The 24,686-nt window shown below is 55.3% G+C and carries 25 protein-coding genes; 22 read left to right on the top strand and 3 right to left on the bottom strand.

Translation table 11 applies throughout. From position 1 onward, the window contains the following. The first annotated feature begins 293 nt into the window (after nt 1-293). From VH413_10350 to VH413_10285, 14 genes are all read left to right on the top strand, one after another. Nucleotides 294-950: a cytochrome c3 family protein gene (locus VH413_10350; protein ID HEX3799090.1), complete on the top strand. Its 657-nt coding sequence runs from the start codon at nt 294-296 to the stop codon at nt 948-950. Next, nucleotides 947-3,949, top strand: coding sequence for a TAT-variant-translocated molybdopterin oxidoreductase (locus tag VH413_10345; GenBank protein HEX3799089.1), 3,003 nt, complete (start codon nt 947-949; stop codon nt 3,947-3,949). The genes VH413_10350 and VH413_10345 overlap by 4 nt, the downstream gene beginning before the upstream one ends. A gap of 4 nt (nt 3,950-3,953) precedes the next feature. Next, entirely contained in the window at nt 3,954-5,363 is a 1,410-nt protein-coding gene (gene nrfD, locus VH413_10340; protein ID HEX3799088.1) for an NrfD/PsrC family molybdoenzyme membrane anchor subunit, read from the top strand. Further along, nucleotides 5,360-5,899 carry a DUF3341 domain-containing protein gene (locus tag VH413_10335; protein HEX3799087.1) on the top strand — a complete coding sequence of 180 codons (540 nt, stop codon included), beginning with the start codon at nt 5,360-5,362 and terminating at the stop codon, nt 5,897-5,899. The genes nrfD and VH413_10335 overlap by 4 nt, the downstream gene beginning before the upstream one ends. Continuing rightward, a complete protein-coding gene (locus VH413_10330) occupies nt 5,896-6,468 on the top strand; it encodes a cytochrome c (protein HEX3799086.1) in 573 nt (190 codons plus the stop codon). Before VH413_10335 ends, VH413_10330 begins: the two co-directional genes overlap by 4 nt. Further along, nucleotides 6,465-7,619 (top strand): hypothetical protein, encoded by a 1,155-nt coding sequence (locus VH413_10325; protein HEX3799085.1) that lies wholly within the window; start codon nt 6,465-6,467, stop codon nt 7,617-7,619. Before VH413_10330 ends, VH413_10325 begins: the two co-directional genes overlap by 4 nt. Next, on the top strand, nt 7,616-8,101 hold the full coding sequence (locus tag VH413_10320; protein HEX3799084.1) for a hypothetical protein: 486 nt from the start codon (nt 7,616-7,618) through the stop codon (nt 8,099-8,101). The genes VH413_10325 and VH413_10320 overlap by 4 nt, the downstream gene beginning before the upstream one ends. 65 nt (nt 8,102-8,166) lie before the next feature. Further along, nucleotides 8,167-8,916 carry an SCO family protein gene (locus tag VH413_10315; GenBank protein ID HEX3799083.1) on the top strand — a complete coding sequence of 250 codons (750 nt, stop codon included), beginning with the start codon at nt 8,167-8,169 and terminating at the stop codon, nt 8,914-8,916. A gap of 1 nt (nt 8,917) precedes the next feature. Then, complete coding sequence (gene coxB / locus VH413_10310; protein ID HEX3799082.1) at nt 8,918-9,865, top strand: cytochrome c oxidase subunit II; 948 nt, start codon at nt 8,918-8,920, stop codon at nt 9,863-9,865. Then, nucleotides 9,862-11,514 (top strand): cytochrome c oxidase subunit I, encoded by a 1,653-nt coding sequence (gene ctaD / locus VH413_10305; protein HEX3799081.1) that lies wholly within the window; start codon nt 9,862-9,864, stop codon nt 11,512-11,514. Before coxB ends, ctaD begins: the two co-directional genes overlap by 4 nt. Beyond that, the gene (locus tag VH413_10300; protein HEX3799080.1) at nt 11,507-12,148 is read left to right on the top strand and encodes a cytochrome c oxidase subunit 3 family protein; all 642 of its coding nucleotides are present in this window, start codon (nt 11,507-11,509) and stop codon (nt 12,146-12,148) included. Before ctaD ends, VH413_10300 begins: the two co-directional genes overlap by 8 nt. 1 nt (nt 12,149) lies before the next feature. Next, nucleotides 12,150-12,482: a cytochrome C oxidase subunit IV family protein gene (locus tag VH413_10295; protein ID HEX3799079.1), complete on the top strand. Its 333-nt coding sequence runs from the start codon at nt 12,150-12,152 to the stop codon at nt 12,480-12,482. Further along, entirely contained in the window at nt 12,483-13,496 is a 1,014-nt protein-coding gene (locus VH413_10290; protein ID HEX3799078.1) for an alpha/beta hydrolase, read from the top strand. A gap of 23 nt (nt 13,497-13,519) precedes the next feature. Next, nucleotides 13,520-14,623 (top strand): glucose 1-dehydrogenase, encoded by a 1,104-nt coding sequence (locus VH413_10285; protein ID HEX3799077.1) that lies wholly within the window; start codon nt 13,520-13,522, stop codon nt 14,621-14,623. A gap of 11 nt (nt 14,624-14,634) precedes the next feature. Here the strand turns inward: VH413_10285 and VH413_10280 are convergent, their stop codons facing one another. The 3 genes from VH413_10280 to trpD all read right to left on the bottom strand — a co-directional run bounded on the left by VH413_10280 (nt 14,635) and on the right by trpD (nt 17,402). Then, nucleotides 14,635-15,585: an MlaD family protein gene (locus tag VH413_10280; GenBank protein HEX3799076.1), complete on the bottom strand. Its 951-nt coding sequence runs from the start codon at nt 15,583-15,585 to the stop codon at nt 14,635-14,637. Nucleotides 15,586-15,589: 4 nt separating this feature from the next. Then, the gene (locus tag VH413_10275) at nt 15,590-16,192 is read right to left on the bottom strand and encodes a paraquat-inducible protein A (GenBank protein HEX3799075.1); all 603 of its coding nucleotides are present in this window, start codon (nt 16,190-16,192) and stop codon (nt 15,590-15,592) included. Nucleotides 16,193-16,361: 169 nt separating this feature from the next. Beyond that, nucleotides 16,362-17,402 (bottom strand): anthranilate phosphoribosyltransferase, encoded by a 1,041-nt coding sequence (gene trpD, locus VH413_10270; GenBank protein ID HEX3799074.1) that lies wholly within the window; start codon nt 17,400-17,402, stop codon nt 16,362-16,364. A gap of 55 nt (nt 17,403-17,457) precedes the next feature. On the opposite strand from trpD, the gene VH413_10265 reads away from it, so the two are divergent. The 8 genes from VH413_10265 (at nt 17,458) to VH413_10230 (ending at nt 24,685) form a co-directional block, all read left to right on the top strand. After that, on the top strand, nt 17,458-18,732 hold the full coding sequence (locus VH413_10265; GenBank protein HEX3799073.1) for an efflux RND transporter periplasmic adaptor subunit: 1,275 nt from the start codon (nt 17,458-17,460) through the stop codon (nt 18,730-18,732). Nucleotides 18,733-18,736: 4 nt separating this feature from the next. Further along, the gene (locus tag VH413_10260; protein HEX3799072.1) at nt 18,737-19,498 is read left to right on the top strand and encodes an ABC transporter ATP-binding protein; all 762 of its coding nucleotides are present in this window, start codon (nt 18,737-18,739) and stop codon (nt 19,496-19,498) included. Beyond that, nucleotides 19,495-20,712, top strand: coding sequence for an ABC transporter permease (locus VH413_10255; protein HEX3799071.1), 1,218 nt, complete (start codon nt 19,495-19,497; stop codon nt 20,710-20,712). The genes VH413_10260 and VH413_10255 overlap by 4 nt, the downstream gene beginning before the upstream one ends. Nucleotides 20,713-21,132: 420 nt before the next feature. Then, nucleotides 21,133-21,813, top strand: coding sequence for a glutathione S-transferase family protein (locus VH413_10250; protein ID HEX3799070.1), 681 nt, complete (start codon nt 21,133-21,135; stop codon nt 21,811-21,813). Beyond that, entirely contained in the window at nt 21,794-23,110 is a 1,317-nt protein-coding gene (locus tag VH413_10245; protein ID HEX3799069.1) for a PhoH family protein, read from the top strand. Before VH413_10250 ends, VH413_10245 begins: the two co-directional genes overlap by 20 nt. A gap of 66 nt (nt 23,111-23,176) precedes the next feature. Then, the gene (locus tag VH413_10240; GenBank protein ID HEX3799068.1) at nt 23,177-23,707 is read left to right on the top strand and encodes a DUF4149 domain-containing protein; all 531 of its coding nucleotides are present in this window, start codon (nt 23,177-23,179) and stop codon (nt 23,705-23,707) included. A 76-nt stretch (nt 23,708-23,783) separates the two neighbouring features. Further along, the gene (locus VH413_10235) at nt 23,784-24,086 is read left to right on the top strand and encodes a PUR family DNA/RNA-binding protein (protein ID HEX3799067.1); all 303 of its coding nucleotides are present in this window, start codon (nt 23,784-23,786) and stop codon (nt 24,084-24,086) included. Nucleotides 24,087-24,214: 128 nt separating this feature from the next. Then, nucleotides 24,215-24,685, top strand: coding sequence for a PaaI family thioesterase (locus tag VH413_10230; GenBank protein ID HEX3799066.1), 471 nt, complete (start codon nt 24,215-24,217; stop codon nt 24,683-24,685). The last annotated feature ends 1 nt before the right edge of the window (nt 24,686 follow it).

Raw genomic sequence — 24,686 nt, 5'->3', positions numbered from 1 at the left:
CTTCCGTCGCTCTCGCCTTACTTCAAGCCCATCGCCGCAAATTGCGAATGACGCGCCCGGACTTTCGCAAATTGCAATAAAATTCCTTCCACACAATTTTTTCGCTGCGCAAGATTTTTGCATTGCTGCGGCAAAACTCGCGATTGCGCGTTTGCATCGTTTTGGAATTCCAAATGCTAAAGAGATTCGTCGCTGCTCTGAAGCAACGGAGAAACCATTATCCGGCAGAAAACTGAGCCACAGCATTTTAGCTGCTCTTTGCGGTTTTCTAAGATCGCGGCAGGAAAGGCTCGATGCCTCAGATTTTTCACCGACGCACAAATACGATCGCGCGCGCCAGCATCCTCGGGGCGGCGGGACTTTTGTGCTTCAGTGGCTGGCTGCTGCACGCGGTTTATTGGTCGCCCTATACCACGCTTGTGAAAGTGCCCATTCCGCAACCGGTTCCCTTCAGCCATAAACATCATGTCGGCGACATCGGCATTGACTGTCGCTACTGCCATACGTCGGTCGAGAAATCCGCGTTCGCCGGTTTGCCGCCCAGCGAAACCTGCATGACCTGTCACTCGCAACTGTTCACCACCGCGCCTTTGCTCGAACCGGTTCGCCAAAGCCTCGCCACCAGCACGCCGATTCATTGGAAACGCGTCAATTATGTTCCTGATTTTGTGTTCTTCAATCACAGCATTCACGTCAATAAAGGAATCGGTTGCGCCACCTGCCACGGCGCGGTGGATGAGATGCCGCTCACTTGGAAAAATGAAACGCTCTACATGCGCTGGTGCCTGAACTGCCATCGCGATCCGGCGAAGTTCATTCGTCCGCGGACGGAAGTTTTCAATCTTCATTGGCAGCCGCCGGCCAACGAACCCGCTCGCGGCCAATCGCTCGTCGCCGCTTATCACGTGAACACCACGCAAATGACGGATTGCAGCTTGTGTCACCGATGAAACCGCGCGCGACATCTGCTCACGACCTTGCCGCCCTGCGCACGCGCCTGACCGCTGCGCGCGGCTCGGAATATTGGCGAAGCCTCGATGAACTGGCACACACGCCGGAGTTTCAAAACTATCTTCATCGCGAATTTCCCGCGCAAGCGTCCGAATGGCCGGATGGCGCGAGCCGGCGGCAATTTTTGAAATTGATGGGCGCGTCATTTGCCCTCGCCGGACTCACCGCCTGCACGCGCCAGCCGATCAACGAAATCGTGCCTTACGTCAAACAGCCGGAGGAAATCGTTCCCGGCAAACCTTTGTTTTTTGCGACTGCGATTGAGCACGATGGTTTCGCGACCGGCCTGCTCGTCGAAAGCCATGAAGGTCATCCGACCAAAATCGAAGGCAACCCGGATCATCCCACGAGTCTTGGTGCAGCCGGGATTTTTGAGCAGGCTTCCATTCTCGATCTTTACGATCCCGATCGTTCGCAAGCCATTCTCAACGCCGGTGAGATCAGCACGTGGGACGCATTTCTCGGCGCAATCAATTCCGCGCTCGCGGCGCAAAAAACAAACCAGGGCGCGGGTATTCGTGTGCTCACAGAAACGATCACGTCCCCCACCCTCGCCGCACAAATTCAAACGCTGCTGAAAAAGTTTCCTCGCGCCCAATGGCATCAGCATCAAGCCATCTCCCGCGATAATGTGCGCGCTGGTTCGCAACTTGCCTTTGGCGAAATCGTCGAACCGCAATATCACTTTGAAAAGGCCCGCATCATTGTTTCGCTCGATTCCGATTTCCTTTTTTCGCATCCCCAAAAACTTCGCCATGCCCGCGACTTTGCCGCTTCTCGCCGAATAAAAGATGGCCGCGCGGAAATGAGCCGGTTTTATGCTGCCGAAAGTTCGCCGACGATCACCGGTGCCGCCGCAGATCATCGGCTTCCGATCAATTCGTCCGAAATCGAAAATCTCGCACGTCATCTTTTCGCTCAAATCCAAAATCAATCCACGCCCTCATCGCTCGACTCGTCAGCGACACGCTGGCTCAACGCCGTTGCGTCCGACCTCAAACAAAATTCCGGCGCAAACATCATCATCGCTGGCGAGTCTCAACCGCCCGTCGTCCATGCCATCGCCCAAGCGCTTAATGAAGCTCTTGGCAATGTTGGAAACACCATTACTTATACCGCTTCAGCCGAAGCCGCGCCGATTGATCAGCTTGCCTCGCTGAAACAACTTTCGCAGGAAATGTTGGCGGGTCAGGTCGAATTGCTCGTCATCCTCGGCGGAAATCCGGTTTATACCGCGCCCGCAGACATCGCGTTTGTGAATGCGCTCACGCATGTCAAAACCGCGATTCATCTGAGCCCGGATGTCAACGAGACTTCCACGCTCTGCCACTGGCATATTCCGCAAACGCATTTTCTCGAAGCCTGGAGCGACACGCGCGCCAGCGATGGCACCATTTCCATCGTCCAGCCGCTCATCCAGCCGCTTTATGCGGGCCGTTCGGCGCATGAAGTTCTCGCCGCGCTGATTGCGCAACCGGTTACGTCTAACTACGAAATCGTTCGTGAGCATTGGCGGCAGCAAAATATTTGGGGCGACTTTGAAATCGGTTGGCGCAAATCCGTTCATGACGGAGTCATCGCGGATTCTCAGTCGCCGCCGAAATCGGTTCGATTGAAATTTGAATTGCCACCCGCGACGGTTCCTGCGGGAAATTCCGACGCCCTCGAAATTTCTTTCCGCCCCGATCCTTCTTTGTGGGACGGACGTTTCGCGAACAACGGCTGGCTTCAGGAACTGCCCAAGCCCATTACGAAACTTTCGTGGGACAACGCCGCGCTCATCAGTCCCGCGCTGGCCCAAAAGGAAAAACTCGCGAATGGCGATGTTATCGAACTTCTTTTGAACGGACGCACTTTGCGCGCTCCTGTTCTCGTGCAACCTGGCCAGGCGGAAAATTCCATCGCCGTTTATCTGGGTCACGGGCGCGCGCGCGTTGGCCACGTCGGCCAAGGCTCGGGGTTCAATGTGTATCCGCTGCGCGCTTCGACTGCGATGTGGTTTTCGCGAGGTCTGGAGATTTCCAAAACGGGTGAGACGTACGTGCCGGCAACCACGCAACTGCAAAATTCGGTTGAAGGCCGCGATATTTTATTCACGGGCACGGTGGATGACTTGCGCCGCGATTCCCATTTCGTTGAAGCGAAAATCAAATCGGAAGGCTCCGACATTCCCGCGCGCGACGACACGCTCTACCACCCGCACGAGCACGACTACAATGGTTATCGCTGGGGCATGGCGATTGACCTGAACACGTGTATCGGCTGCAACGCCTGTGCCATCGCCTGCCAATCGGAAAATAATATTCCGGTGGTCGGCCGCGAGCAGGTGCGCATCGGCCGCAACATGCTTTGGATTCGCGTGGATAATTATTTCCGCGGCGCGCCGGAAAATCCCGAGGTCAACAACATGCCCGTGCCTTGCATGCATTGTGAGAATGCGCCGTGCGAGTTGGTCTGCCCGGTTGGCGCAACGGTTCACGATCACGAGGGCCTCAATCTCATGGTTTACAACCGGTGCGTCGGCACGCGTTATTGTTCGAATAATTGTCCCTACAAAGTTCGCCGGTTCAACTTCCTGCAATTTTCCGATTACCACACGCCGAGCTTGAAGCTGATGCGCAATCCGAACGTGACCGTCCGTTCGCGCGGCGTGATGGAAAAATGCAGCTACTGTGTGCAACGTATCAGCGCGGCGCGCATCAACGCGGAAATTCAAAATCGTCCCCTGCGCGATGGCGAAGTTGTCACCGCATGCCAGCAGGCTTGCCCCGCCGAGGCCATTGTCTTCGGCAACATTGCCGATCCCAACAGCGCCGTTTCCAAAACCAAGGCGAGCGCGCTGGATTATCAAATGCTCGGCACGTTGAACACGCGCCCGCGCACGACTTACGGCGCGAAATTGCGCAATCCGAATCCGCAACTCGAATCACCCGCGTAATTTCATGCCCGACGAAGAACTTCAACCCAGCCATGTCACCGAGCGCCGGCCCGCGGTCGCGCTGTTGGGTTATCCCACGCAGATCCTCGCGCCGGGCCAGACCTATGCCTCGGTCACGGAGGAAATCAGCTCGATCGTGCTCACGCGAAAACATCCACGCAGTTGGTGGTTCGGTTTCGCCATCGCGTTTGGATTGCTGATGATGTTTTTATTCGCGGTGACGGTGCTGCTGTTTCGCGGCGTTGGCATCTGGGGGATCAATATTCCTGTGGCGTGGGGTTTTGCCATCGTCAATTTCGTGTGGTGGGTCGGTATCGGTCACGCCGGAACTTTCATCTCCGCCATTTTGCTTTTGCTGCTGCAAAAATGGCGCACTGCCATCAATCGCCTGACCGAAGCGATGACTCTTTTCGCCGTGGCTTGCGCCGGTTTATTTCCGCTGCTTCACCTCGGACGTCCCTTCGTTTTCTTCTGGCTGTTTCCGTATCCCGACACGATGGATTTGTGGCCGCAATTTCGCAGTCCGCTGGTCTGGGATGTTTTCGCCGTCAGCACCTATTTCACGGTCTCGTTGATTTTCTGGTATGTCGGTTTGCTTCCCGATCTCGCGACTTTGCGCGACCGCGCTACTACGCGGCCAAAGCAATGGATTTACGGGATGCTCGCGTTGGGCTGGCGCGGCAGCGCGGTCCACTGGCAGCGCCATCAATCGCTTTATCTTTTGCTCGCGGGACTTGCGACGCCGCTGGTGCTTTCCGTGCATAGCGTGGTGAGTTTTGATTTCGCCGTTGCGATGGTTCCGGGATGGCACTCGACGATTTTTCCACCGTACTTTGTGGCAGGCGCGATTTATTCCGGCTTTGCGATGGTACTGAATATTCTCATTCCGATTCGCAAACTTTACGGACTGGAAGGGCTCATCCCCATGCGTTATCTGAACAACATGGCGAACGTCATGCTCGCTACGGGATGGATGGTCACTTACGGCTACATCATGGAGGCGTTCATGGCGTGGTACAGCGGCGATGTCTTTGAACGCTCGATGATGTGGAACCGCGCGTTCGGCCCGTATGGCTGGGTGTTCTGGATGCTGATTCTTTTCAACTGCGTCATCCCGCAACTGCTCTGGTCGCGCCGCGTGCGGACGAATCTGGTTGGCCTTTTCTGCGTGGCGCTTTTCATCAACGTGGGCATGTGGATTGAGCGGTTCGTCATTGTCATTTCCTCGTTGAGCCGCGATTTCACGCCTTCGGCGTGGCATATTTTCATTCCGACGAAGTGGGACTTGATGACGTTGTTCGGCAGCATGGGATTATTTTTCACGCTGCTCTTTTTGTTCATTCGCTTTCTGCCGCTGATGAGCATCAGCGAAGTGCGCAAGCTGGTCTCCGAAGAAAAGGAGGCCAAGCCATGAAGCAGCGCTACGAACTTTATGGCTTGATGGCTGAATTCACCGAGGCGGATGAAGTCCTCGCCGCCGCGCAACGCTGCCGTGAAGCGGGCTATCGGCGCATGGATGCCTTTACTCCGTTTCCTATCGAAGGGCTGGCCGAGGCTGTTGGTCAATCGCGTACGAGGGTTCCGCTGATCGTGCTGCTTTGCGGCATCATTGGCGGGGCGGGTGGATATTTCATGCAATGGTACGCCACGGTGGTTGATTATCCGCTCAATATTGGCGGACGGCCGTTTCATAGCTGGCCTTCCTATATCCCCATCACGTTTGAACTTACGATTCTTTGCGCTTCGATTGGCGGACTTATCGGCATGATCCTGTTGAACCGTTTGCCGCAGCCGTATCATCCCGCTTTCAATGCGCCGGATTTCAACCGCGCGTCGCAGGACCGCTTTTTTCTTTGTGTCGAAGCGGCCGATCCCAAATTTGATTTGCCGGCCACGAAAAGCTTTTTACTGACGCTGCATCCGGAAAGAGTTTCAGAGGTGGAGAAATGAAACGGGTTGCGATCACATTTCTTTTGCTTTCGCTCGGTCTCACCGCCTGCCGCCGCGACATGTTCAATCAACCCCGCAGCAATCCGCTCGCGAGCAGTGATTTCTTTGCCGATGGCGCAGCATCGCGTCCGCTCGTTCCCGGAACTATTCCGCGCGGACATCTGGAAGCTGACGAAGCTTTTTATACCGGCAAAATCGGCACGAATCTGGTGAATCAATTTCCCGTGGCCGTCACGCGCGAATTACTCGAACGCGGGCAGCAGCGTTACGATATTTATTGCGCCGTTTGCCACGATGCCAATGGCGAAGGCCATGGCGTGGTGGTGCAACGCGGTTTTCCCGCGCCGCCTTCGTATCACATTGATCGCTTGCGCCAGGCGCCGCCGGGATATTTTTTCAATGTCATCACGCACGGTTACGGCGTGATGTATAGCTATGCCGCGCGCGTCGAGCCGCCGGATCGCTGGGCCATCGCCGCCTACATCCGCGCGTTGCAACTCAGCCACGACGCCCGACTAAATGATGTTCCGTCGAACGAACGCGCCAATTTATCGGAGGAACACCGATGAACTCAACGCTCGCGGCTCAACTCAATCGCGCGCAGCTTGCCGCCATCGTCGTCGGCTTGATTGGCTTCGCGCTGTGCATTCCGGGTTTCATCGGCGGTTCAACGCAATTTTTTGTTTCGTATCTCTTCGGTTATATTTTTTGGCTTGGGCTTTCCCTTGGCTGCTTGGTCGTGACGATGATTCACGTGCTCGCGGGCGGACGCTGGGGAAATATCACGCGGCGTTTTCTCGAAGCGGGTTTCATGACGCTGCCGGCGATGGCGATTCTTTTTCTCCCGATCTTTGCCGGCATTAAAAAACTTTATCCCTGGGCTTGTTCGCCGATTGTCGCCGCGGACAAGACGCTTCAGAACAAGGCGGCGTATTTGAATATCCCCGGCTTCGTTACGCGCATGGTGATCATATTCGCCATTTGGAGCATCCTTGGATTTCTTTTGCGCAAATGGTCGCTGCAACAGGACACCACCACGGATGTCACTCCGACGAAGCGGATGCGCAAACTGGCGGGGCCGGCAGTCATCATTTATACGCTCACCGTGACGTTCGCGTTCATTGATTGGGTGATGTCGCTTGAACCGGATTGGGATTCCACGATGTTTGCGATCATCATTTGCATCGGACAAATCCTTGTCGCCATCACGTTCGCGGTGCTCATGCTCGCGTGGCTGAAAAATTTCCCGCCCTTCGATTCAGTGGTGACGACGACTCAATTTCACCAATTCGGCAATCTGATGCTGGCGTTTGTGATGTTCTGGACGTACGTCATGTTCGGCCAATTCCTCATCAACTGGTCCGGCAACACGCCCAAGGAAATCATTTGGTATCACCACCGCATCGCGGGCGGTTGGAAATGGCTTATCGCCGCGCTGCTGGCGTTTCATTTCGTGATGCCGTTTTTTCTGCTGCTGTTCCGTTCATCGAAACGCAAACTGCCGCCACTCACCGCGCTCGCCGCGATGATTTTTGCCGCGCACATTCTCGCCGATTACTGGATCGTGGTTCCGGCGATTCACTCCACCGGCCCTCATATTAGCTGGTTTGACTTCACGGCATTTTTTGGCGTCGGCGGCGTTTGGTTCGCCATCTTTATCGCTTTGTTGAAACGCCACGAACTTCTGCCGCGCAACGACCCGCGCATCGAATACGCATGAAACCAGGCAACGATTCGACTTCGGCCAAGCAAGCCGCGCCGGTTCGCTATAACCCGCTGGAGGTGAGCCTCCCGGGAATCGCGCTGTTCGCGGGCCTCGTGGTGTTGATGCTGGTGCTGGTTTTTCCGGCGTCGAAATGGATGTTGCGCCACTTTGAAATGAAGGCTGAACGGGCTGATACAACGGGCTCGCAAGTTTCACCCGCCATTGCCGCGTCGCGCGCCAATTTTCCCGCGCCGCGCGACCAGCTTAAAGCGCCTGAAGATCTCGCTATCTTCAATATGCGCGAACAGGAGGAACTGAATTCCTATGGCTGGGTTGATAAGCGGGCGGGCGTGGTGCGGATTCCGATTTCGCGGGCGATGGATTTATTGGTTGAACGTGAGGCTTCCGCGAGCACCAACATTACGGGGCCGTCCGTGCTCCAAATACAACAACGGCGTCCGCTTGAAACCAATTCGATCACCGGAGGCAGCCAATGAAACGAATTATCTTTGTCATTTTAATTTTTGTGTGCTTCGCCGTTGGAATCACCCGCGCCCAAAATGTGACTGATGATACACTGAAGCGCATTACGTTTACTCAAAAACCGGGTGCGCAAATTTCCCTCGATACCACATTCCGCGATGAAAACGGCAATGCCATCAAGCTCGCCGATTGCTTCCACAAAAAGCCGGTCATTCTCGTGATGGGTTATTACGGCTGCCCGATGCTTTGCACATTTGTCCTGAACGGCCTGATCGGCAGCCTGCAAAATCTCGACCTTAAAATCGGCGATGAATTTGACGTCGTGGATGTGAGCATTGATCCCGGTGAAACGCCCGCGCTCGCGGCTGCCAAGAAAAAATCCTACCTCCGGCGTTATGGCCGCCCGGATGCCGCCGCAAGCTGGCATTTCCTCACCGGTGATGAACCCGCGATCCGCAAACTCGCGGGCGAAGTCGGATTCAATTATGCCTACGATGCGCGCATCCATCAATACGCGCATCCGAGCGGGCTGGTCATTCTCACGCCGGATGGGAAAGTTTCGCATTATCTGTCAGGCGTCATTTATTCGCCGGAGCGGTTAAAGAACGCCCTGGCCGATGCCTCGGTCAAAAAAATCGGCTCACCGGTGCGCGATCTTTTTCTGCTGTGTTTTCATTACAGTCCGATCACCGGTAAATATGGCGCGCTCATCATGGGCACGGTTCGGGTTTGCGGCGTTGCGGTGCTTGCCGCGCTTGCCATCAGCATCGTCATGATGATCCGGCGCGAAAATAAAACTGCCAAAGCGGCCGGCGACAAAACTGTCTGACATGAAACTGCCCTTCTTCCCCATCGCAGCCTCGCACATGGCGGAGCGGGTGGACCGGCTGTACCTCGGCCTGTTGCTCATCAGCGCATTTTTTCTCGCGCTCATTTTCCTGCCGATGCTTTATTTTCTTTTCAAATATCGCCGCGGCAAGATGCTTTCGCATCGCAAACTTAAATTTGCGACTTGGAAACTTGAAGTCATCTGGACGCTTATTCCCCTTTTCATGCTGCTCTGTTTGTTCGGCTGGGCGGCAACGATTTATTATGACGAAGAACGGCCGCCCGCCCGCACCCTGGAAGCCTTCGTCGTCGCGAAACAATGGATGTGGAAAATCCAGCACGCCGAGGGCAATCGCGAAATCAACGAGCTTCACGTGCCCACCGGCCAAGCCGTCAAACTCACGATGACCTCGGAGGATGTCATCCACAGTTTTTATATTCCCGCGATGCGATTGAAGCAGGACGTCGTGCCGGGGCGTTACGTGACGGAGTGGTTCGAGCCGACGCGGCCCGGCACGTATCATTTGTTCTGCGCGGAATTTTGCGGCGCCGACCATTCGCTGATGGGCGGCAATATTGTGGTGATGAAACCCGCCGATTATCAGGCGTGGCTGAACGCGGGCCGGCCGGTGGATAATCTGGCCGCCACAGGCGAACATCTTTTTCGCGAGTTTGGTTGCAGCGGCTGTCATCAGAACAGCACGGTCGTTCACGCGCCGAGACTGGAGGGAGTTTTCGGAAAGCCGGTGCCGTTGCAGGGCGGCGCGATTACCACCGCTGATGAACAATACATTCGCGATTCGATTCTTTTGCCCGCCTCGCAAATCGCCGTGGGTTATTCGAATGTCATGCCCTCCTATACGGGCCGCGTTTCCGAGGAGCAACTGATTCAACTCATCGCTTACATCAAAAGCCTCGGCAACCAGACGCCGCCGGAGGAAACCAAATGAACGAACTCGCCCCCGCAACTCACACTCACACAAGCGCCCCGGCTGAATCGTATCTGGACGAACATACGGTGCGCTCGTGGTTGTTGACCACCGACCACAAACGCATCGGCGTGTTGTATCTCATTTCCATCGTGTTTTATTTTCTCGTGGCGGCGGTGGCGGTGGGAATCATGCGCATCGAATTGCTGCATCCGCATGGCACGCTTTTGCTCAACGAAACTTATAATAAACTTTTCACGCTTCACGGCGTCCTGATGGTTTGGTTTTTTCTCATTCCGTCCATTCCTTCCGCGTTGGGAAATTTCATCATCCCGATCATGATCGGGGCGCGCGACGTCGCGTTTCCAAAACTCAATCTGCTGAGCTGGTATTTATTCATGATCGGCGGCGGGTTCGTGCTTTACTCGATCATGATCGGCGGGGTGGATACGGGCTGGACTTTTTACACGCCGTTCAGCAGCACGTATTCGAACACGCACGTGCTGACGATGGTCTTCGGCGTTTTCATCGCGGGCTTCAGTTCCATTCTCACGGGCCTGAATTTCATCATCACGATTCACAAAATGCGCGCGCCGGGAATGCGCTGGTTTCGCATGCCGCTGTTTTTATGGTCGCTTTATTCGACGAGCATCATTCTTGTTCTCGCGACGCCTGTGCTCGCGATCACGCTTTTGCTGATGGCGGTCGAACGCGTTTGGGGCATCGGTATTTTTGATCCGCGACTCGGCGGCGATCCAATTTTATTTCAACACTTGTTTTGGTTTTATTCGCATCCGGCGGTTTACATCATGGTGCTGCCGTCCATGGGGGTGGTGAGCGAATTGATGGCGGCGTTCACACGCAAGGAGGTTTTTGGATACGAATGGGTCGCGGGCGCGAGCGTGGCCATCGCAGTGGTCGGCTTTCTCGTGTGGGGCCATCACATGTTCGTAAGCAGCCAATCCATTTATGCGGGCATGGTGTTTTCCATTTTGAGTTTTATCGTGGCGGTGCCTTCGGGGATCAAGGTCTTCAACTGGACCGCCACGCTTTATCAAGGCTCGATTTCGTTTGAGACACCGATGATTTATGCGCTGGGTTTTATTGGGCTGTTCGCCATCGGCGGATTGACGGGACTTTTTCTCGCGGCGCTGGCGGTGGATGTACATGTGACGGACACCTATTTCGTCGTAGCGCATTTTCATTACATCATGGTCGGCGGGGCGGTGATGGGCTTCATGGGCGGGCTGCATTATTGGTGGCCGAAAATCACCGGGCGGCTTTATCCCGAGGCGTTTGGGCGGCTCGCGGCGATCGTGACGTTCATCGGTTTCAATTTCACTTTCTTTCCGCAATTCGTCATGGGCTATCTCGGCATGCCGCGGCGCTATCACAATTATGCGCCGGAATTTCAAGTGTATCACGTGCTCTCCACCGCCGGCGCGTCCATCCTGGGCATCGGATATTTATTGCCGGTGATTTATTTGCTGTGGTCGTTGCGCTACGGAAAAAAAGCGCCGGCGAATCCCTGGCACGCGACGGGTCTCGAATGGCAAACCACTTCGCCGCCGCCCAAGCATAATTTTGACGAGACGCCGGTGGTCACGGGACCGCCGTACGATTACACCGAAGATTTTGAACCGAAACCGTCGGGGGTGCTCCATGCCTGACGCCCGGCAACCGCTCGCGGAACAGTTCGCGACGCTTCCGCAACAGGCCGAAGCTTCGCGCCTGGGCATGTGGGCGTTTCTGTGCTCGGAGGTGATGTTCTTTGGCGGATTATTTTTAGGTTACATCATTTATCGGCATGCGTACCCGCACGCCTTCGCCGTGGCCAGCCGTGAGACCGATGTGCTTTATGGCACGCTCAACACGGCGATTCTGCTTACGAGCAGCCTGACGATGGCGCTGGCAGTTTTCGCTTCAAAGGAGGGACAGTTCAAGGAAGTCCGACACTTTCTTATCGCCACGATTTTGCTCGCGATTGCATTTCTTGGAGTGAAGGCGCTGGAATACACGGACGATTTTCACAAGCACCTTTTTCCGGGACCGATGTTTGCCGATGCGGGCGAGCCGAAGACACAATTATTTTTTATGTTCTATTGGATGATGACGTCGCTGCACGCGCTACATGTCATCATCGGCATTGGCCTGCTCTCGGCGATGACGGTGCGTTCCGCGAAGAATCATTTTTCCGCCGAGTATCATAATCCCATCGAAATCACCGGCCTGTATTGGCACTTCGTGGACATCGTTTGGATTTTTCTCTATCCGCTTTTGTATCTCATCAATCGCCATTCGTGATATGAACTCAAAAGAATCTCGCAAACCGTTGTTCATCGTTTGGGCCGCGCTGATGCTGCTGCTCTTTTTGACGTGGGGATTTGCGCGCTTCGATTTGGGCGCGGCCAATACGCCTATCGCGCTTATGATTTCCGGCCTGAAGATGTCGCTGGTGATTCTTATTTTCATGGAGGTGCGCAAGCACAGTCATTCGGTATGGATCTTTGCGGCTGCGGGATTTTTTTGGTTTCTCATCATGGTCGCGCTGACTAGCAGCGATTACATCACCCGCGGACGCGTGCGTTCGGCCTCGCCGCCGACCGCCGATTATCCCGCTCAACCACTGGTTAAATGAATGAACACCTTGCTTAAATCCGCGCTGACTTTTTTATTGTCCTGCGCCTGCCTGGAAAATGCTTTTGCACAATCCAATCTGCGGCTTGACGATTTTGCCTACCCGTTTCCCGTCCACGAATTTTCATTCATGAGCCAGGGTGAGAGTTATGAAATGGCCTACATGGACGTGCCGGCGAACACGAACGAAGCAGGAACGATCGTGCTGCTGCACGGGAAAAATTTTTCGGGGGCGTATTGGGGCGACACGGCGAAGGCGCTTGCCGATGCGGGTTATCATGTGATCATTCCTGACCAGCTTGGCTTCGGCAAATCCGCCAAGCCGCGGCATTATCAATTCAGCTTCGAGCAACTGGCGCTGAACACCCACGCGTTGTTGGAACATTTGGGCATTACAAATGTGAATGTTTTTGGCCACTCGATGGGCGGGATGCTGGCCGTTCGTTACGCGCTGATGTATCCCGGCGCTACGCGCAATCTTTTGCTGGTGGACCCGCTCGGATTGGAAGATTGGCAGGCCAAAGGTGTGCCCTATGTGTCCGTGGATTTTCAATATGCAAAAGAATTGAAACAAACGGCGGAAAAACTTCATCAATACGAACAGGAAAATTATTATCACGGCACGTGGAAACACGATTACGACCGCTGGGTGGATATGCTGGACCGGTTTATTAGAAACCCGGATTACCCGGTCATGGCGTGGGATCAGGCGCTTACCTCGGACATGATTTTCACGCAGCCGGTTTGCCGCGAATTTGCGGATTTGAAAATGCCGGTTCTGTTGATTGTGGGTTCGGAGGATCGCACGGCGATTGGCAGGGATTTGGCCACGCCGGAAAATGCGCAGCAGCTTGGCCATTATCCTGAACTCGCGCGCGCCGCCGTGGCGCAGATTAAAAATGCGAAGCTGGTCATCGTTCCCGGCTCGGGACATTTGCCGCAGCTTGAGGATTTTCCGCACTTCATCCAGCCGGTAAAAGAATTTTTGCGCACGCATCAACCGACCATGCCTTGATCCACTCAAACATTTTAAAAAATATGAACGTCATCTCTCTCACCACCGGGACCAAAAATATTCGCCTCGCGCAACGTGACGAACCCAAGCTTACCATTCCGGACGGCGTCAAATTGCGCGTCATCCGCGTGGGTATTTGCGGGACTGACCGCGAAGAAGCGGAAGGCGGGCGTTGCAAGCCGCCGGCGGGGCAAACGGAGTTAGTCATTGGGCATGAGATGTTTGGGCAGGTCGTGGAAATCGGAAGCGCGGTGGTGCGCGTGAATGTGGGCGATTATGCGGTGTTTACGGTGCGGCGCGGCTGCGGCAAATGTGTTCCTTGCGAAATGAATCGTCCCGACATGTGTCACACGGGAGAATTCACCGAGCGCGGCATTTGGGGCGCGGATGGTTATCAGGCGGAGTTCGTCGTGGACAAGGAACAATATATCGTGCGCGTGCCGCCGGAATTGGAATCCGTCGGCGTGCTGGCTGAGCCATTGTCGGTCGCGGAAAAAGCGGTGGACGAAGCCGTGCGCATTCAGGTCGCGCGTTTGCCCGACGCGCCGGCGACGCCGAACTGGTTGTTTGGGCGGCGTTGTCTCGTGGCGGGGATTGGGCCCATCGGTTTGCTGGGCGCGCTGGTGTTGCGTTTGCGCGGCGCAGAGGTGTTCGGATTGGATATCGTTGACGCCGGCACAGCGCGTCCGGCGTGGCTCGAGAAAATCGGCGGCAAATATATTAATTCGAAACAACTTTCACCGGACAAGATCGTCAGCACCTTGGGACCGATGGATTTGCTTTTTGAATCCACGGGCGTAGCGGGCCTAGCGTTCAATCTGCTTGATGTGCTTGGGTGGAATGGGGTTTATGTGCTCACCGGAATTCCGGGTGGAGATCGTCCGCTGGAAATTCCCGGCGCGCAACTGATCCGCCAGCTGGTGTTGGATAATCAGGCGATGGTGGGCAGCGTGAATGCCGCGCGGGACCATTATCAAATGGGCGTGGATGATCTCAGGCAAGCCCATGCGCTTTGGCCGGGCCATATTGACAAATTGATCACCAATCGTTTTCCGGCGAAAGATTTCATGAAGGCGTTCGATGCGCATCCGGTGAATGACATTAAATCTGTGATCGAATGGAAGTAGAGAGCGGCCCTTTACTTAATGTTCAAACTCGACGGCAGGTTAGTCATCATCGTCTGTTCAGCTTTTTTCGGCAGGTTCAATTTGATGTTAGGCTGCCATGACTTCCATTTTTCTTCGGACTTCTCGTTCAGGACAAAGACGGCGCCGTTCGTTACCGGGTCTCCTTGATAATCCGGCGGTGTGGCGAATTCGACACCACCGCTCAACAGTGTCTTGGGAGATTCCGCGCTGATCTGCGCGCCTTTGAAAAGTCCGAAGTGAAAATCTATTCCGCCGGCGTTCCAGAATTTCGTGTCCGCGCGCACGAGCGGCGCGTAATCGGGGTGTATGCGCGCATGAATGATCACGTCGCGCGAATCCTCGCCGAGTTGAAAATAAAGCGTCTCGCCCACTTGAATGCCGCGATAAAAGATCGGCGAGAGTTCCTGGAGCGAACTTAAATTCGGCGCGCGCAATATAATATGGAGTGCGCCTGGTTCCGGCGTGATGGGTTCTTTTTCCGCGCCAATAAATATATTCGTGGCCGGGCCATTGCCAGGTTTTACGCCGATGTATTCGCCGGAAACAATCGTGCCGAGCCCGCTTACGTTGCCCACGCTCAATTCCGGTTGCACGATCCAAAAGATGGAACCTTGTTTTGCAATTTTGGAAGCCGAGCCCGTCAGCCGCGCGGTGACTTTGACCCATTGCTGGTCTTTGGTCAGTTCGAGTCCACGCACTTCACCGATGACCGCGCCGCGATATTTTATCGTCGTGTTCTTTTCCTGCAAACCGTCAGCATCCTTGAACAAAATTGAAATCGTCGGGCCGGAAGCGATGACATCGCGATAAAAAAACCAGCCGCAGATTCCCAGCGCGGCCACCGGGAACAGCCAATAAAGCCACGCCCAACGTCCGGTCTTTTGGATTTTCGCCTGCGGCAATCCATTTCGGGTTTTCCGTTCCTCGACGATTCTATTCATAATATTATATGTCATCCCAAAGAAGACGCGGGTCAAAACTCAAGGTCGCCAGAAGTGTCAGCACGACGACGGCCGCGAAAGAAAAAACTCCCGGCCCCGGATGCACGGTCGCGATGCGCCCGAGTTCCGCCATGGAAACGACGATGGCGAGCAGGAAAACCTCGAGCATATTCCAAGGGTCTATGATGCGGATGATTTGATAAGTCCACGTGCGTACTTTTTTTCCACGGCTCCAATTCAGCGTGAGCGGAATAAAAAGCAACGCGACGATTTTGATCGCAGGCGTCAGCAAACTCGTGACGAACACGAGGCAGCCGATGAAATATTGATGATGCGTAAACAAACCTTTAATGCCTTCAAAGATAGTCGTCTCGGTGCGCTGGCCGTGATATTCGGCGGTGATGACGGGATAATAATTGGACGGGATGTAAAGAATCAGCGCGGCGAGAGAAAAGGCGAGCGTCCGCACGCGGCTGTTTGGTCGGCGTCCGAATAATTTAAAATTGCAGCGCGCGCAAACCGCTTTGGCATTTTGGGGCACGTGCCCGACATGCTGGACGAGCCCGCAAGTCTCGCAGGCCACAATCGTATTCGCGTCGAGTTCCATAAGGTTCAGAAGCGGAACCTTTTGAGCTAGAGCGAGGCCAAACGGGATGGATTGCGTAAATGGCTAATAGAACGGTGAGTCGGCCGGATAAAAGACGTGAGAATGTTGCAAAGTGCAAGTGGCGTGGATGACCGAGTTGCAAGTTGCGGGTGTGGCTTTGGACTTGGTTTTACAGTGAGTTGGCCAACTCTTTCAATTTCTTTTGCGCGAGACCGCTTTGCAAAATCTCGGTGGCGAGGTCCCAGCCTTCGCTGACGGATTTGGTTTGGTTGGCGACGAACAGGGCGGCACCGGCATTGAGGAGGACGGCATCGCGCTTGGGGCCGCGGTCTTCATTGCGAAGAAGGCGGCGGATGATTTCGGCGTTGGCGTCGCGATTGCCGCCGCCGAGGTCGGCGAGCACGGCGGGTTGAACGGGGAAATGCGCGGGAGAAATCACGGACGCGGTAAATCCCCGATCATGATAAAATTCGGCGACGGTGTTCTCGCCTAGGGTGGAAAGCTCGTCGAGCCAGGCATCGCCAACGCGCCCACTCACGACCATGCCGCGGCGCACGCCAAGACTTTGCAGAACATTGGCGAGAGTTTCGCACAATTCAGGACGCGCGACGCCGACGAGCTGGGCGGTGGGACGCGCGGGGTTGAGCAGCGGGCCGAGGAAATTGAAGATGGTCCGCTGGCCGCGCTGGGCGCAAATCTTTCGCGCGGCGGCGAGATGCCGAAACGCGGGATGAAAGTGCGGGGCGAAGAAAAACGCGAACTGATGGTCGCGAAGGGAATCTGAGGCAGCCTGGGGCGAAAGCTCAACGGGAATGCCGAGCGCCTCGAGAACATCCGCACTGCCGGCTTGCGAAGTTACCGCGCGATTGCCATGCTTGGCGACTGTGACTCCCGCCGCGGCACAAATCAGCGCCACGGTTGTCGAGATGTTGAAGGTATTGAGGCGATCCCCGCCAGTGCCGCAAACATCGAGGATCTCGCGCGAGCGGGTCTGGGCATCGAGCGGCGGAGTGATGGAATGAGCGCGAAGTTCGCGCGCGAAGGCGGCAATTTCCGTCGGCGTCTCGATTTTTTGGGCTAGACTGCAAAGAAAATCGGCTTTGAGTTCTGCCGGGACTGACTCGTCAAGGAGTTGTCCCACGGCGGTGGCGGTTTGTTCGTCACTCAAAGGAACGCATTTTGCGAGTTGATTTTTAAATAAATTCAACACGAACGCAGTCTAATCGCGGATTGGCCAGAGGCCAATGTGGAAAGTGCAATATATTATGGTAAAAGAAAAAGGATTCAGCGTAGTGGCGTTGATCATCGTAATCATGTTGATCGGTGCGGCTGCGGCGGGCGTATGGTATTGGAAACATCCCCGGGAAAAGGCCCCGGAATATAAAACGGCCGAGATCACGCGGGGAGATTTGATCCAACTGGTGACGGCCACCGGCCAGGTGAATCCCAAGACCAACGTGGATGTGGGCAGTCAGGTTTCGGGTATCATCAGCAAATTGCTGGTGGATTATAATTCGCCCGTGACCAATGGCCAGATCATCGCCCAGCTTGACCCGGCCACCTATAAAGCCATCGTGGCGGGCGCTTCCGCAGATGTCGCCAATGCCAAGGCCGGGCTCGAACTCGCGCAAGCGGAGGAGGAGCGGTCGAGCGCACTCTACAACAGCAAGATCGTGGCACAATCCGATTATGATACGGCGGTCGCGGCATTTCATCAGGCGCAAGCGCAAGTCCTGATAAAAGAAGCGGCATTGCAGCAGGCGCAAGTGAATCTTGCCTACACCACTATTTATGCGCCGGTGGACGGCGTGGTGATTTCGCGCAACGTGGATGTCGGGCAAACCGTGGCGGCGAGCCTCAGCGCCCCGACGATTTACATGATCGCCAACGATTTGACCAAAATGCAGATTGACGCGCTCGTTTCCGAGGCGGACATCGGCGGCGTCGAGACAAACCAAAATGTGAATTTCACGGTGGACGCATTTCCATCGCGCATCTTCCAAGGCGTCGTTGTGCAAATCCGCAATGCGCCGCAGACCAATCAAAACGTCATTACTTACGACACGGTGATTGGCGTGGACAATTCCGATTTGAAATTGCGGCCCGGCATGACGGCGAATGTTTCCATCATCACGGCGCAACGGACCAATGTCCTGAGAATCCCGAATAGCGCATTGCGATTCCACCCGCCGGAACCCGAGGAACTGCGCAAGGAAAAAGCCGTGGCGGCGGTGAGCAATAATTACCCGGTGGTGACCGGCACGGCGGCCAAGAGCAGCGGTGGGGCGGCCAAATCGGGCGGACATTCGCATGAGCCAAAACCGACGCATACGATTTATGTTTTAGCCAAGGGCGCGGATGGCAAAGAAGACGTGCTCAAGCCGGTGCAGATCCGCACGGGCATTAACGATGGCGTTTACACGCAAGTCGTGGAAGGTTTGAACGAAGGCGACGAAGTCGTGGCCGGCCAAAATATCACGGGTGATACCCGGACTGCCGAGTCGAATCCGTTTAACGGCGGCGGCCGCCGGCGGTATTAATGCGATGAGTGCGATCGTTCAACTGCAAAATATCCACAAGATTTATCACACCGGCGAGGTGGACGTCCACGCCGTGCGCGATGTCTCGCTGGAAATTCACCGCGGCGAATTCGTCGCGCTCATGGGCGCGAGCGGTTCGGGCAAGTCCACGATGATGAACACGCTCGGCTGCCTTGACCGGCCGACGAAAGGGCTTTACCTGCTCGATGGCGTGGATGTTTCCAAATTGAACCGCGACGAATTGGCGACAATCCGAAATGAAAAAATCGGGTTCGTGTTTCAGGGATTCAATTTGTTGTCGCGCACGTCGGCCCGTGAAAATGTTGAATTGCCAATGATGTACAAGCAGAAATCGAACAGCTCCCGCGACCAGCACGAGCGCGCCATGCGGGCACTGACGACGGTCGGGCTTGCAGAGCGCGCGGGGCATCATCCCAACCAACTTTCCGGCGGACAGCAACAACGCGTAGCCATCGCGCGCGCGCTGGTCAACGAACCCGCGATCCTGCTCGCGGACGAACCGACGGGGAATTTGGACACGCAAACGAGCATTGAGATCATGGGCGTGTTTCAGAAATTGAACGACCAGGGCATCACCATCGTCATGGTCACACATGAGCTGGACATCGCGACTTACACCCGCCGCAACATCATTATGCGCGACGGAAAAGTGGTCAGCGATCAGCCGGTGGCAAACCGGTTGATGGCCACGGAGGAATTGGAGAAATTAAAAGCGGCGCAGGAAGCCGTGCAACTGGTACCATGAAAATTTTTATCATCTTGCGGGTCGCCTTGCGCGCGCTGCGACGCAACAAATTACGGACCATTCTCACGATGCTGGGCATGATCATCGGCGTGGGCGCGGTGATCGCGACCGTCAGCCTGGGCGACGGCGCGAAATATCAGGTCGAAAAACAGATCGCGAGCCTGGGACAGAATGTGATCCTGATTTACTCCGGCAGCTTCACGCGCGGCGGCGTCAAAAGCGGCTGGAACAATGCGGGCACGTTGACGGTGGACGATGCCTTCGCCATTGAGCGCGAGATTCAGGACGTGACGGTTATCAGCCCGGAATTGCGGTCGGGCGCGCAGATCGCCTCGGGCAATGAAAATTGGTCCACGACCATCCTGGGCGAAGGGCAAGACTATTTGGACATCCGCCAATGGCCGCTCGAAGAAGGCAGCATGTTCACGGCGATGGATGTGCGTTCGGCGGGCAAGGTCGCGGTTATCGGAAAAACCATCGCCGACCAGATCTACCCGGACGGCAATGTTGTCGGGCAGGTTTTGCGCATCAAGAATGTGCCGTTCATCGTGACGGGCGAGTTGATCCCCAAAGGGCTTTCGGTGATGGGTTCGGACCAGGACGATGTAGTGATCGTGCCTTACACGAGCGCAATGAAACGCCTGTTCGGCACTCCGAACATTCGCAGCATCACCGTGCAGGCATCCAGCACGAAGACGCTCGCGGACGTGCAGCAACAAATCGTTGACCTCATGCGCCAGCGGCATCGGATTCGACCGGGACATGACGACGACTTCACCGTGCGCACGCAGGAGGAAATCGCGCAGGCGGCAGACGACGCTTCAGAAACCATGCGCGCGCTGCTGCTGGCGATCGCTTGCGTATCGCTCTTGATCGGCGGCATCGGCATCATGAATATCATGCTGGTGAGTGTGACCGAACGCACGCGGGAGATTGGCATCCGCATGGCGGTGGGCGCGCATGGCAAAGATATTCTGTTGCAATTTTTGACGGAGGCGGTGGCGTTGAGCTTCGTCGGCGGTGGGTTGGGAATTTTGGCGGGCACAGGCGGGTCAAAATTGGTGGCAAGCCTCAATAACTGGCCAGCACTCACGTCGCCATTCTGGATTTTGGCCGCGTTCGCATTCAGCGGATTGGTGGGCGTGTTCTTTGGATTTTATCCGGCGTGGAAGGCTTCGAAGCTGGATCCGATTGATGCGTTGAGATATGAGTAAGGCAGCTTAAATCGCGGAGACGCCGAGGGAGCTGAAGGAAAATTTAAGGACCTGATTCGGTTGGAAGTGATTCTGAAGTTGTGCGCGAAGACTTTTACCGCAATTTGCCATTCGCGCGCGCACAAAAAAAACCGGCGCCACTCGGCGCCGGTCAAACCACGTTAAGTCAACTAACCAACCAACTGTAAATAGCTTAATTCATCCCGAAAATTTGGCATGTCGGCAGTTTATGTGAACGAGTGTCGGCAACCGTCCTACGGTGAAAAACTGCGCAATTTTTATTCGAAAAAAAATTGCGCGAAAAAAATTTTCCGGGGCGATTCCGCTTGTCACAGTGTCGCATGAGAATTAGATTCACTTCGTGTTGGCGGTAACCGTTCCTAATTATATTTTTTTGGCGTTTAAACGGAAACGATAATCATGGTTGAATTGATCCAGTTTCCGTGGAGCCCGTATTGCCTCGTTCAACGCCGCATCCTCGAATTTTCCGGCGCGCCCTTCAAGTTGGTGGATATTCCCGCAAATGACCGCACGCTCGTATGGAAATTGACGCGGGAACGCTACTACGGCGTGCCGATCCTGAAGGATGGCCGCAAGGTGATTTTTGAGACGGACGAGCATTCGCAAGTCGTCGCGAAATATTTGGATTACCACTTCGGCCTGGAGCTTTTTCCGGCGCAACTCGAGGGTGTGCAATCCTTGGTCTGGCGTTTCATCGAGAACGAAGTCGAGGAGATGACCTTCAAGCTTAACGATATTTACTGGCGCGAAAATGTCCCGGCGGCGTCACAGGTTTTTTACATCCGGCACAAGGAACGGAAATTCGGGCGCGGCTGCCTGGATCAATGGCGTCACAATCAAAAGTCGCTCGTGGCGGAATTGACGCGGCGATTGCTGCCCTTCGAGGAGATGCTGCTGGGCCAGCCGTTTTTGCTGGGCGCGAAGCCGCATTTTGTGGATTTCGACCTCCTCGGCATGCTCGAAAATTTTCTTTATTCCGGTCATTATCAGCTTCCGGCGGTTCACACTCGGTTGCGGCAATGGCACCGCCGCATGGCAAAAATCAAATTTCAAAATACTCGTGAAAAATTACGTTCTTGATACCAATGTTCTCCTGCACGATCCCAACAGCGTCACCAGTTTCCAGAAGAACAATGTTCTGATTCCCATTGAGGTCATCGAGGAGGTTGACCGTTTCAAACGCGAGTCGAGTGAACTCGGACAGAATGCGCGCAACGTCTCGCGCAAGCTGGACGGCCTGCGCGCGCAGGGAAGCTTGAGCGAAGGCGTGGAACTCGAAAATGGCGGGCGTCTGCGGATTATTTTCCACAAGAAAGGCAAGCCCGGCAGCAATGGCGAATCCCTCCTCGGCGAAAACACGGTGGACAATCGCATCGTCGCGCTGGCGCTTGAAGTGCAAAAAGGCCAGCCGAAAACGGCGACCATTTTGGTAAGCAAAGACATCAACCTGCGCATCAAGGCGGACGCGCTTGGTTTGCAGGCCGAGGATTACGAGACGGACCGCGTGCTCATCAAGGATCTTTACACCGGCATGCTGGAGATGACGGTCAGCGCGGAAAAAATGGCCGCGTTTCGCACGAACAGCGAATTGGAATTGAACGGCGAGGCGCAATATTTTCCGAATGAGTATTGCACGCTGGTCGAGGCGACGAACCCGAAACGCACGGCGCTGACAAAGGTGGACGCCACCGGCAAAAAACTGGTGCCGATCATTGATTGCCGCGAAGGCGTGTGGGGCATCAAGCCACGCAATCGCGAACAACATTTCGCCTTTGATGCCTTGCTGGATGACCGCATCAAATTGGTGACACTCATGGGCAAAGCGGGCACAGGCAAAACCCTCATGGCGATGGCGGCCGGTTTGAAGAAGACCGTGCTCGACCGCGAGTTTCGCCGACTGGTCGTCGCGCGTCCGACTATTTCAATGGGCAAGGAGCTTGGCTTTTTGCCGGGTTCGCTGGACGAAAAACTCGCGCCCTGGATGCAGCCGATCCATGACGCGCTGGAGATGTTGAGCGACCTCAACATGGGCCATGAACATCGCCGCAGCAACGACTTGATGCGCTCCGGCAGCATCGTGGTCGAGGCGTTAAGCTACATTCGCGGACGCAGCATCGCGCATCAGTTCATGGTGATTGATGAGGCGCAAAATCTCACGCCACTCGAAGTGAAAACGATCATCACGCGCGTTGGCCACGGCACGAAGATCGTGTTCACCGGCGATCCCTATCAAATTGACAATCCCTACGTGGATTCCTCCTCGAACGGTTTCAATTATATCATCAGCAAATTCCGTTCGGAATCCGTCGCCGCGCACATCGAATTGCAAAAGGGCGAACGCTCGGAACTCGCCGAACTCGCGGCGAACCTGCTGTAATAAAAAAAATTCGCGCGCAAACAAAACGATGCTTGCGCGCGCGTCCGCAAGACTTAGCATCAACCTGTGAGCGGTTTTCTTAGATTCATCAACATCATCAACGCGGCGATTTGGTTTGGCGCGGGGATTTTTTTCACGGCGGGAATTCTGCCCGCCGTATTTTCCCACGACCTGCACGTGCTTTTTGGCGAATCGGGTTATCCTTATTTTTCGGGCGCGGTGGCGCTGATTTTGTTCAAACGATTTTTTGCGCTGCAATATATCTGCGGCGGCGTGGCGCTGTTCCTGTTGCTCGCGGAAAAATTTTATACTGGCCGCAAATTGCCCGGCGCCGGAACAACGCTTGTGCTGGTGATGTTTGGGTTCGGCCTCATCGGCGGCTTGTGGTTGCAGCCAAAGATGCAAACGCTCCGCGGCACGATGTATTCCAGCCAGCCAGCCGAAGTGCGCGAGAAGGCGCGGCATTCATTTGGGATTTGGCACGGCACATCGCTGCTCGCGAATTTTGTCGTGCTCGGCGGGCTGCTCGCGCATCTCGTTCGCGTCACGCGGCCGCCGGAGCAAAGCCGCTACGGGACGTTTTACCAAATTCCGTAGTTGACAAAATTTTATTCTGGCGAAAATTGGTATAGGTCGCTCGATGTTTGGGTGGCCGGTAATTCTTATAAATGATATGATTTCAAATGACAGCTCACCTTATGGGAACCGTTCGTACGGTGGTTTCCCGCCGAAACCTCCCGTAAACGAAGACACTCTGAAGACCGATAAGGTCCAGATCGAACGCAAGACCTTTGTATTTACCCTCAAGGAAAATCCGCGCGGCCGGTTTTTGCGCATCACCGAAGATGTCGGTGGCCGCCGCGATACCATCATTATTCCCGCCCCCGGTTTGGAAGAATTCAAGCGCCTGCTCGATGATATGGTGAAGGCCTCGGCCGATGCTCCCGGCAAAGCCGACGAGAGCACGAATAATTAACTAAGCGAAACCGGAAAAAGGCCAGCGAGCTTTTTGAACGGCGGAACCTTGCGTTCCGCCTTCTTTTTTTTCAAAGCGTTCGCCGAAATTGTCTTGCATGCGGAAGCGAATGCGCCGCCAATAACTACATGCGAGAATTGCCTCACACAGCGGCGTGCTTTGTCTGTGGCGAATCCAATGCCAGCGGCCTGAAACTTCGTTTTGAAACTGATGGCCGGATCGTGCGCACAAAGTTTATGCCCCGGCCGGAACACATCGGTTTCCGCAACACCGTCCACGGTGGCATCAGCGCCACGCTGCTTGACGAAATCATGGTGTGGGCTTGCGCGGTGCAGACCAAGCGTTTCGCCTATTGCGCGGAACTCAACGTGCGTTTCCTGAATCCCGCGCGCCCGGGCGAAGAAGTTTTTGCCACGGCGGAACTCGTTGAGAACCGGCGCAACAAAATTTTCGAGGCGAAGGGTGAATTGCGCGATGCCGCCGGACTTCTGATCGCCACCGGCACGGGAAAATATTTGCCGCTCAAGCCTTCCGAGCACGACGGCATGCTCGGCGATTTTATCGGCGACGCCCGCGAGTGGATTGACCTCAAGGGCTGAC

This window comes from Verrucomicrobiia bacterium (assembly GCA_036268055.1).
In the GTDB taxonomy this organism is placed as follows: Bacteria; Verrucomicrobiota; Verrucomicrobiia; order Limisphaerales; family Pedosphaeraceae; genus DATAUW01.
This window is presented reverse-complemented; position numbering and strand designations above follow the sequence as displayed.

Excerpts from the sequence above, each read along its gene's own strand:
- VH413_10350 (HEX3799090.1), top strand. The coding sequence starts at position 294 with ATGCCTCAGATTTTTCACCGACGCACAAATACGATCGCGCGCGCCAGC.
- VH413_10345 (HEX3799089.1), top strand. The coding sequence starts at position 947 with ATGAAACCGCGCGCGACATCTGCTCACGACCTTGCCGCCCTGCGCACG.
- nrfD (HEX3799088.1), top strand. The coding sequence starts at position 3,954 with ATGCCCGACGAAGAACTTCAACCCAGCCATGTCACCGAGCGCCGGCCC.
- VH413_10335 (HEX3799087.1), top strand. The coding sequence starts at position 5,360 with ATGAAGCAGCGCTACGAACTTTATGGCTTGATGGCTGAATTCACCGAG.
- VH413_10330 (HEX3799086.1), top strand. The coding sequence starts at position 5,896 with ATGAAACGGGTTGCGATCACATTTCTTTTGCTTTCGCTCGGTCTCACC.
- VH413_10325 (HEX3799085.1), top strand. The coding sequence starts at position 6,465 with ATGAACTCAACGCTCGCGGCTCAACTCAATCGCGCGCAGCTTGCCGCC.
- VH413_10320 (HEX3799084.1), top strand. The coding sequence starts at position 7,616 with ATGAAACCAGGCAACGATTCGACTTCGGCCAAGCAAGCCGCGCCGGTT.
- coxB (HEX3799082.1), top strand. The coding sequence starts at position 8,918 with ATGAAACTGCCCTTCTTCCCCATCGCAGCCTCGCACATGGCGGAGCGG.
- ctaD (HEX3799081.1), top strand. The coding sequence starts at position 9,862 with ATGAACGAACTCGCCCCCGCAACTCACACTCACACAAGCGCCCCGGCT.
- VH413_10300 (HEX3799080.1), top strand. The coding sequence starts at position 11,507 with ATGCCTGACGCCCGGCAACCGCTCGCGGAACAGTTCGCGACGCTTCCG.
- VH413_10295 (HEX3799079.1), top strand. The coding sequence starts at position 12,150 with ATGAACTCAAAAGAATCTCGCAAACCGTTGTTCATCGTTTGGGCCGCG.
- VH413_10290 (HEX3799078.1), top strand. The coding sequence starts at position 12,483 with ATGAACACCTTGCTTAAATCCGCGCTGACTTTTTTATTGTCCTGCGCC.
- VH413_10285 (HEX3799077.1), top strand. The coding sequence starts at position 13,520 with ATGAACGTCATCTCTCTCACCACCGGGACCAAAAATATTCGCCTCGCG.
- VH413_10280 (HEX3799076.1), bottom strand. The coding sequence starts at position 15,585 with ATGAATAGAATCGTCGAGGAACGGAAAACCCGAAATGGATTGCCGCAG.
- VH413_10275 (HEX3799075.1), bottom strand. The coding sequence starts at position 16,192 with ATGGAACTCGACGCGAATACGATTGTGGCCTGCGAGACTTGCGGGCTC.
- VH413_10265 (HEX3799073.1), top strand. The coding sequence starts at position 17,458 with ATGGTAAAAGAAAAAGGATTCAGCGTAGTGGCGTTGATCATCGTAATC.
- VH413_10260 (HEX3799072.1), top strand. The coding sequence starts at position 18,737 with ATGAGTGCGATCGTTCAACTGCAAAATATCCACAAGATTTATCACACC.
- VH413_10255 (HEX3799071.1), top strand. The coding sequence starts at position 19,495 with ATGAAAATTTTTATCATCTTGCGGGTCGCCTTGCGCGCGCTGCGACGC.
- VH413_10250 (HEX3799070.1), top strand. The coding sequence starts at position 21,133 with ATGGTTGAATTGATCCAGTTTCCGTGGAGCCCGTATTGCCTCGTTCAA.
- VH413_10235 (HEX3799067.1), top strand. The coding sequence starts at position 23,784 with ATGATTTCAAATGACAGCTCACCTTATGGGAACCGTTCGTACGGTGGT.
- VH413_10230 (HEX3799066.1), top strand. The coding sequence starts at position 24,215 with ATGCGAGAATTGCCTCACACAGCGGCGTGCTTTGTCTGTGGCGAATCC.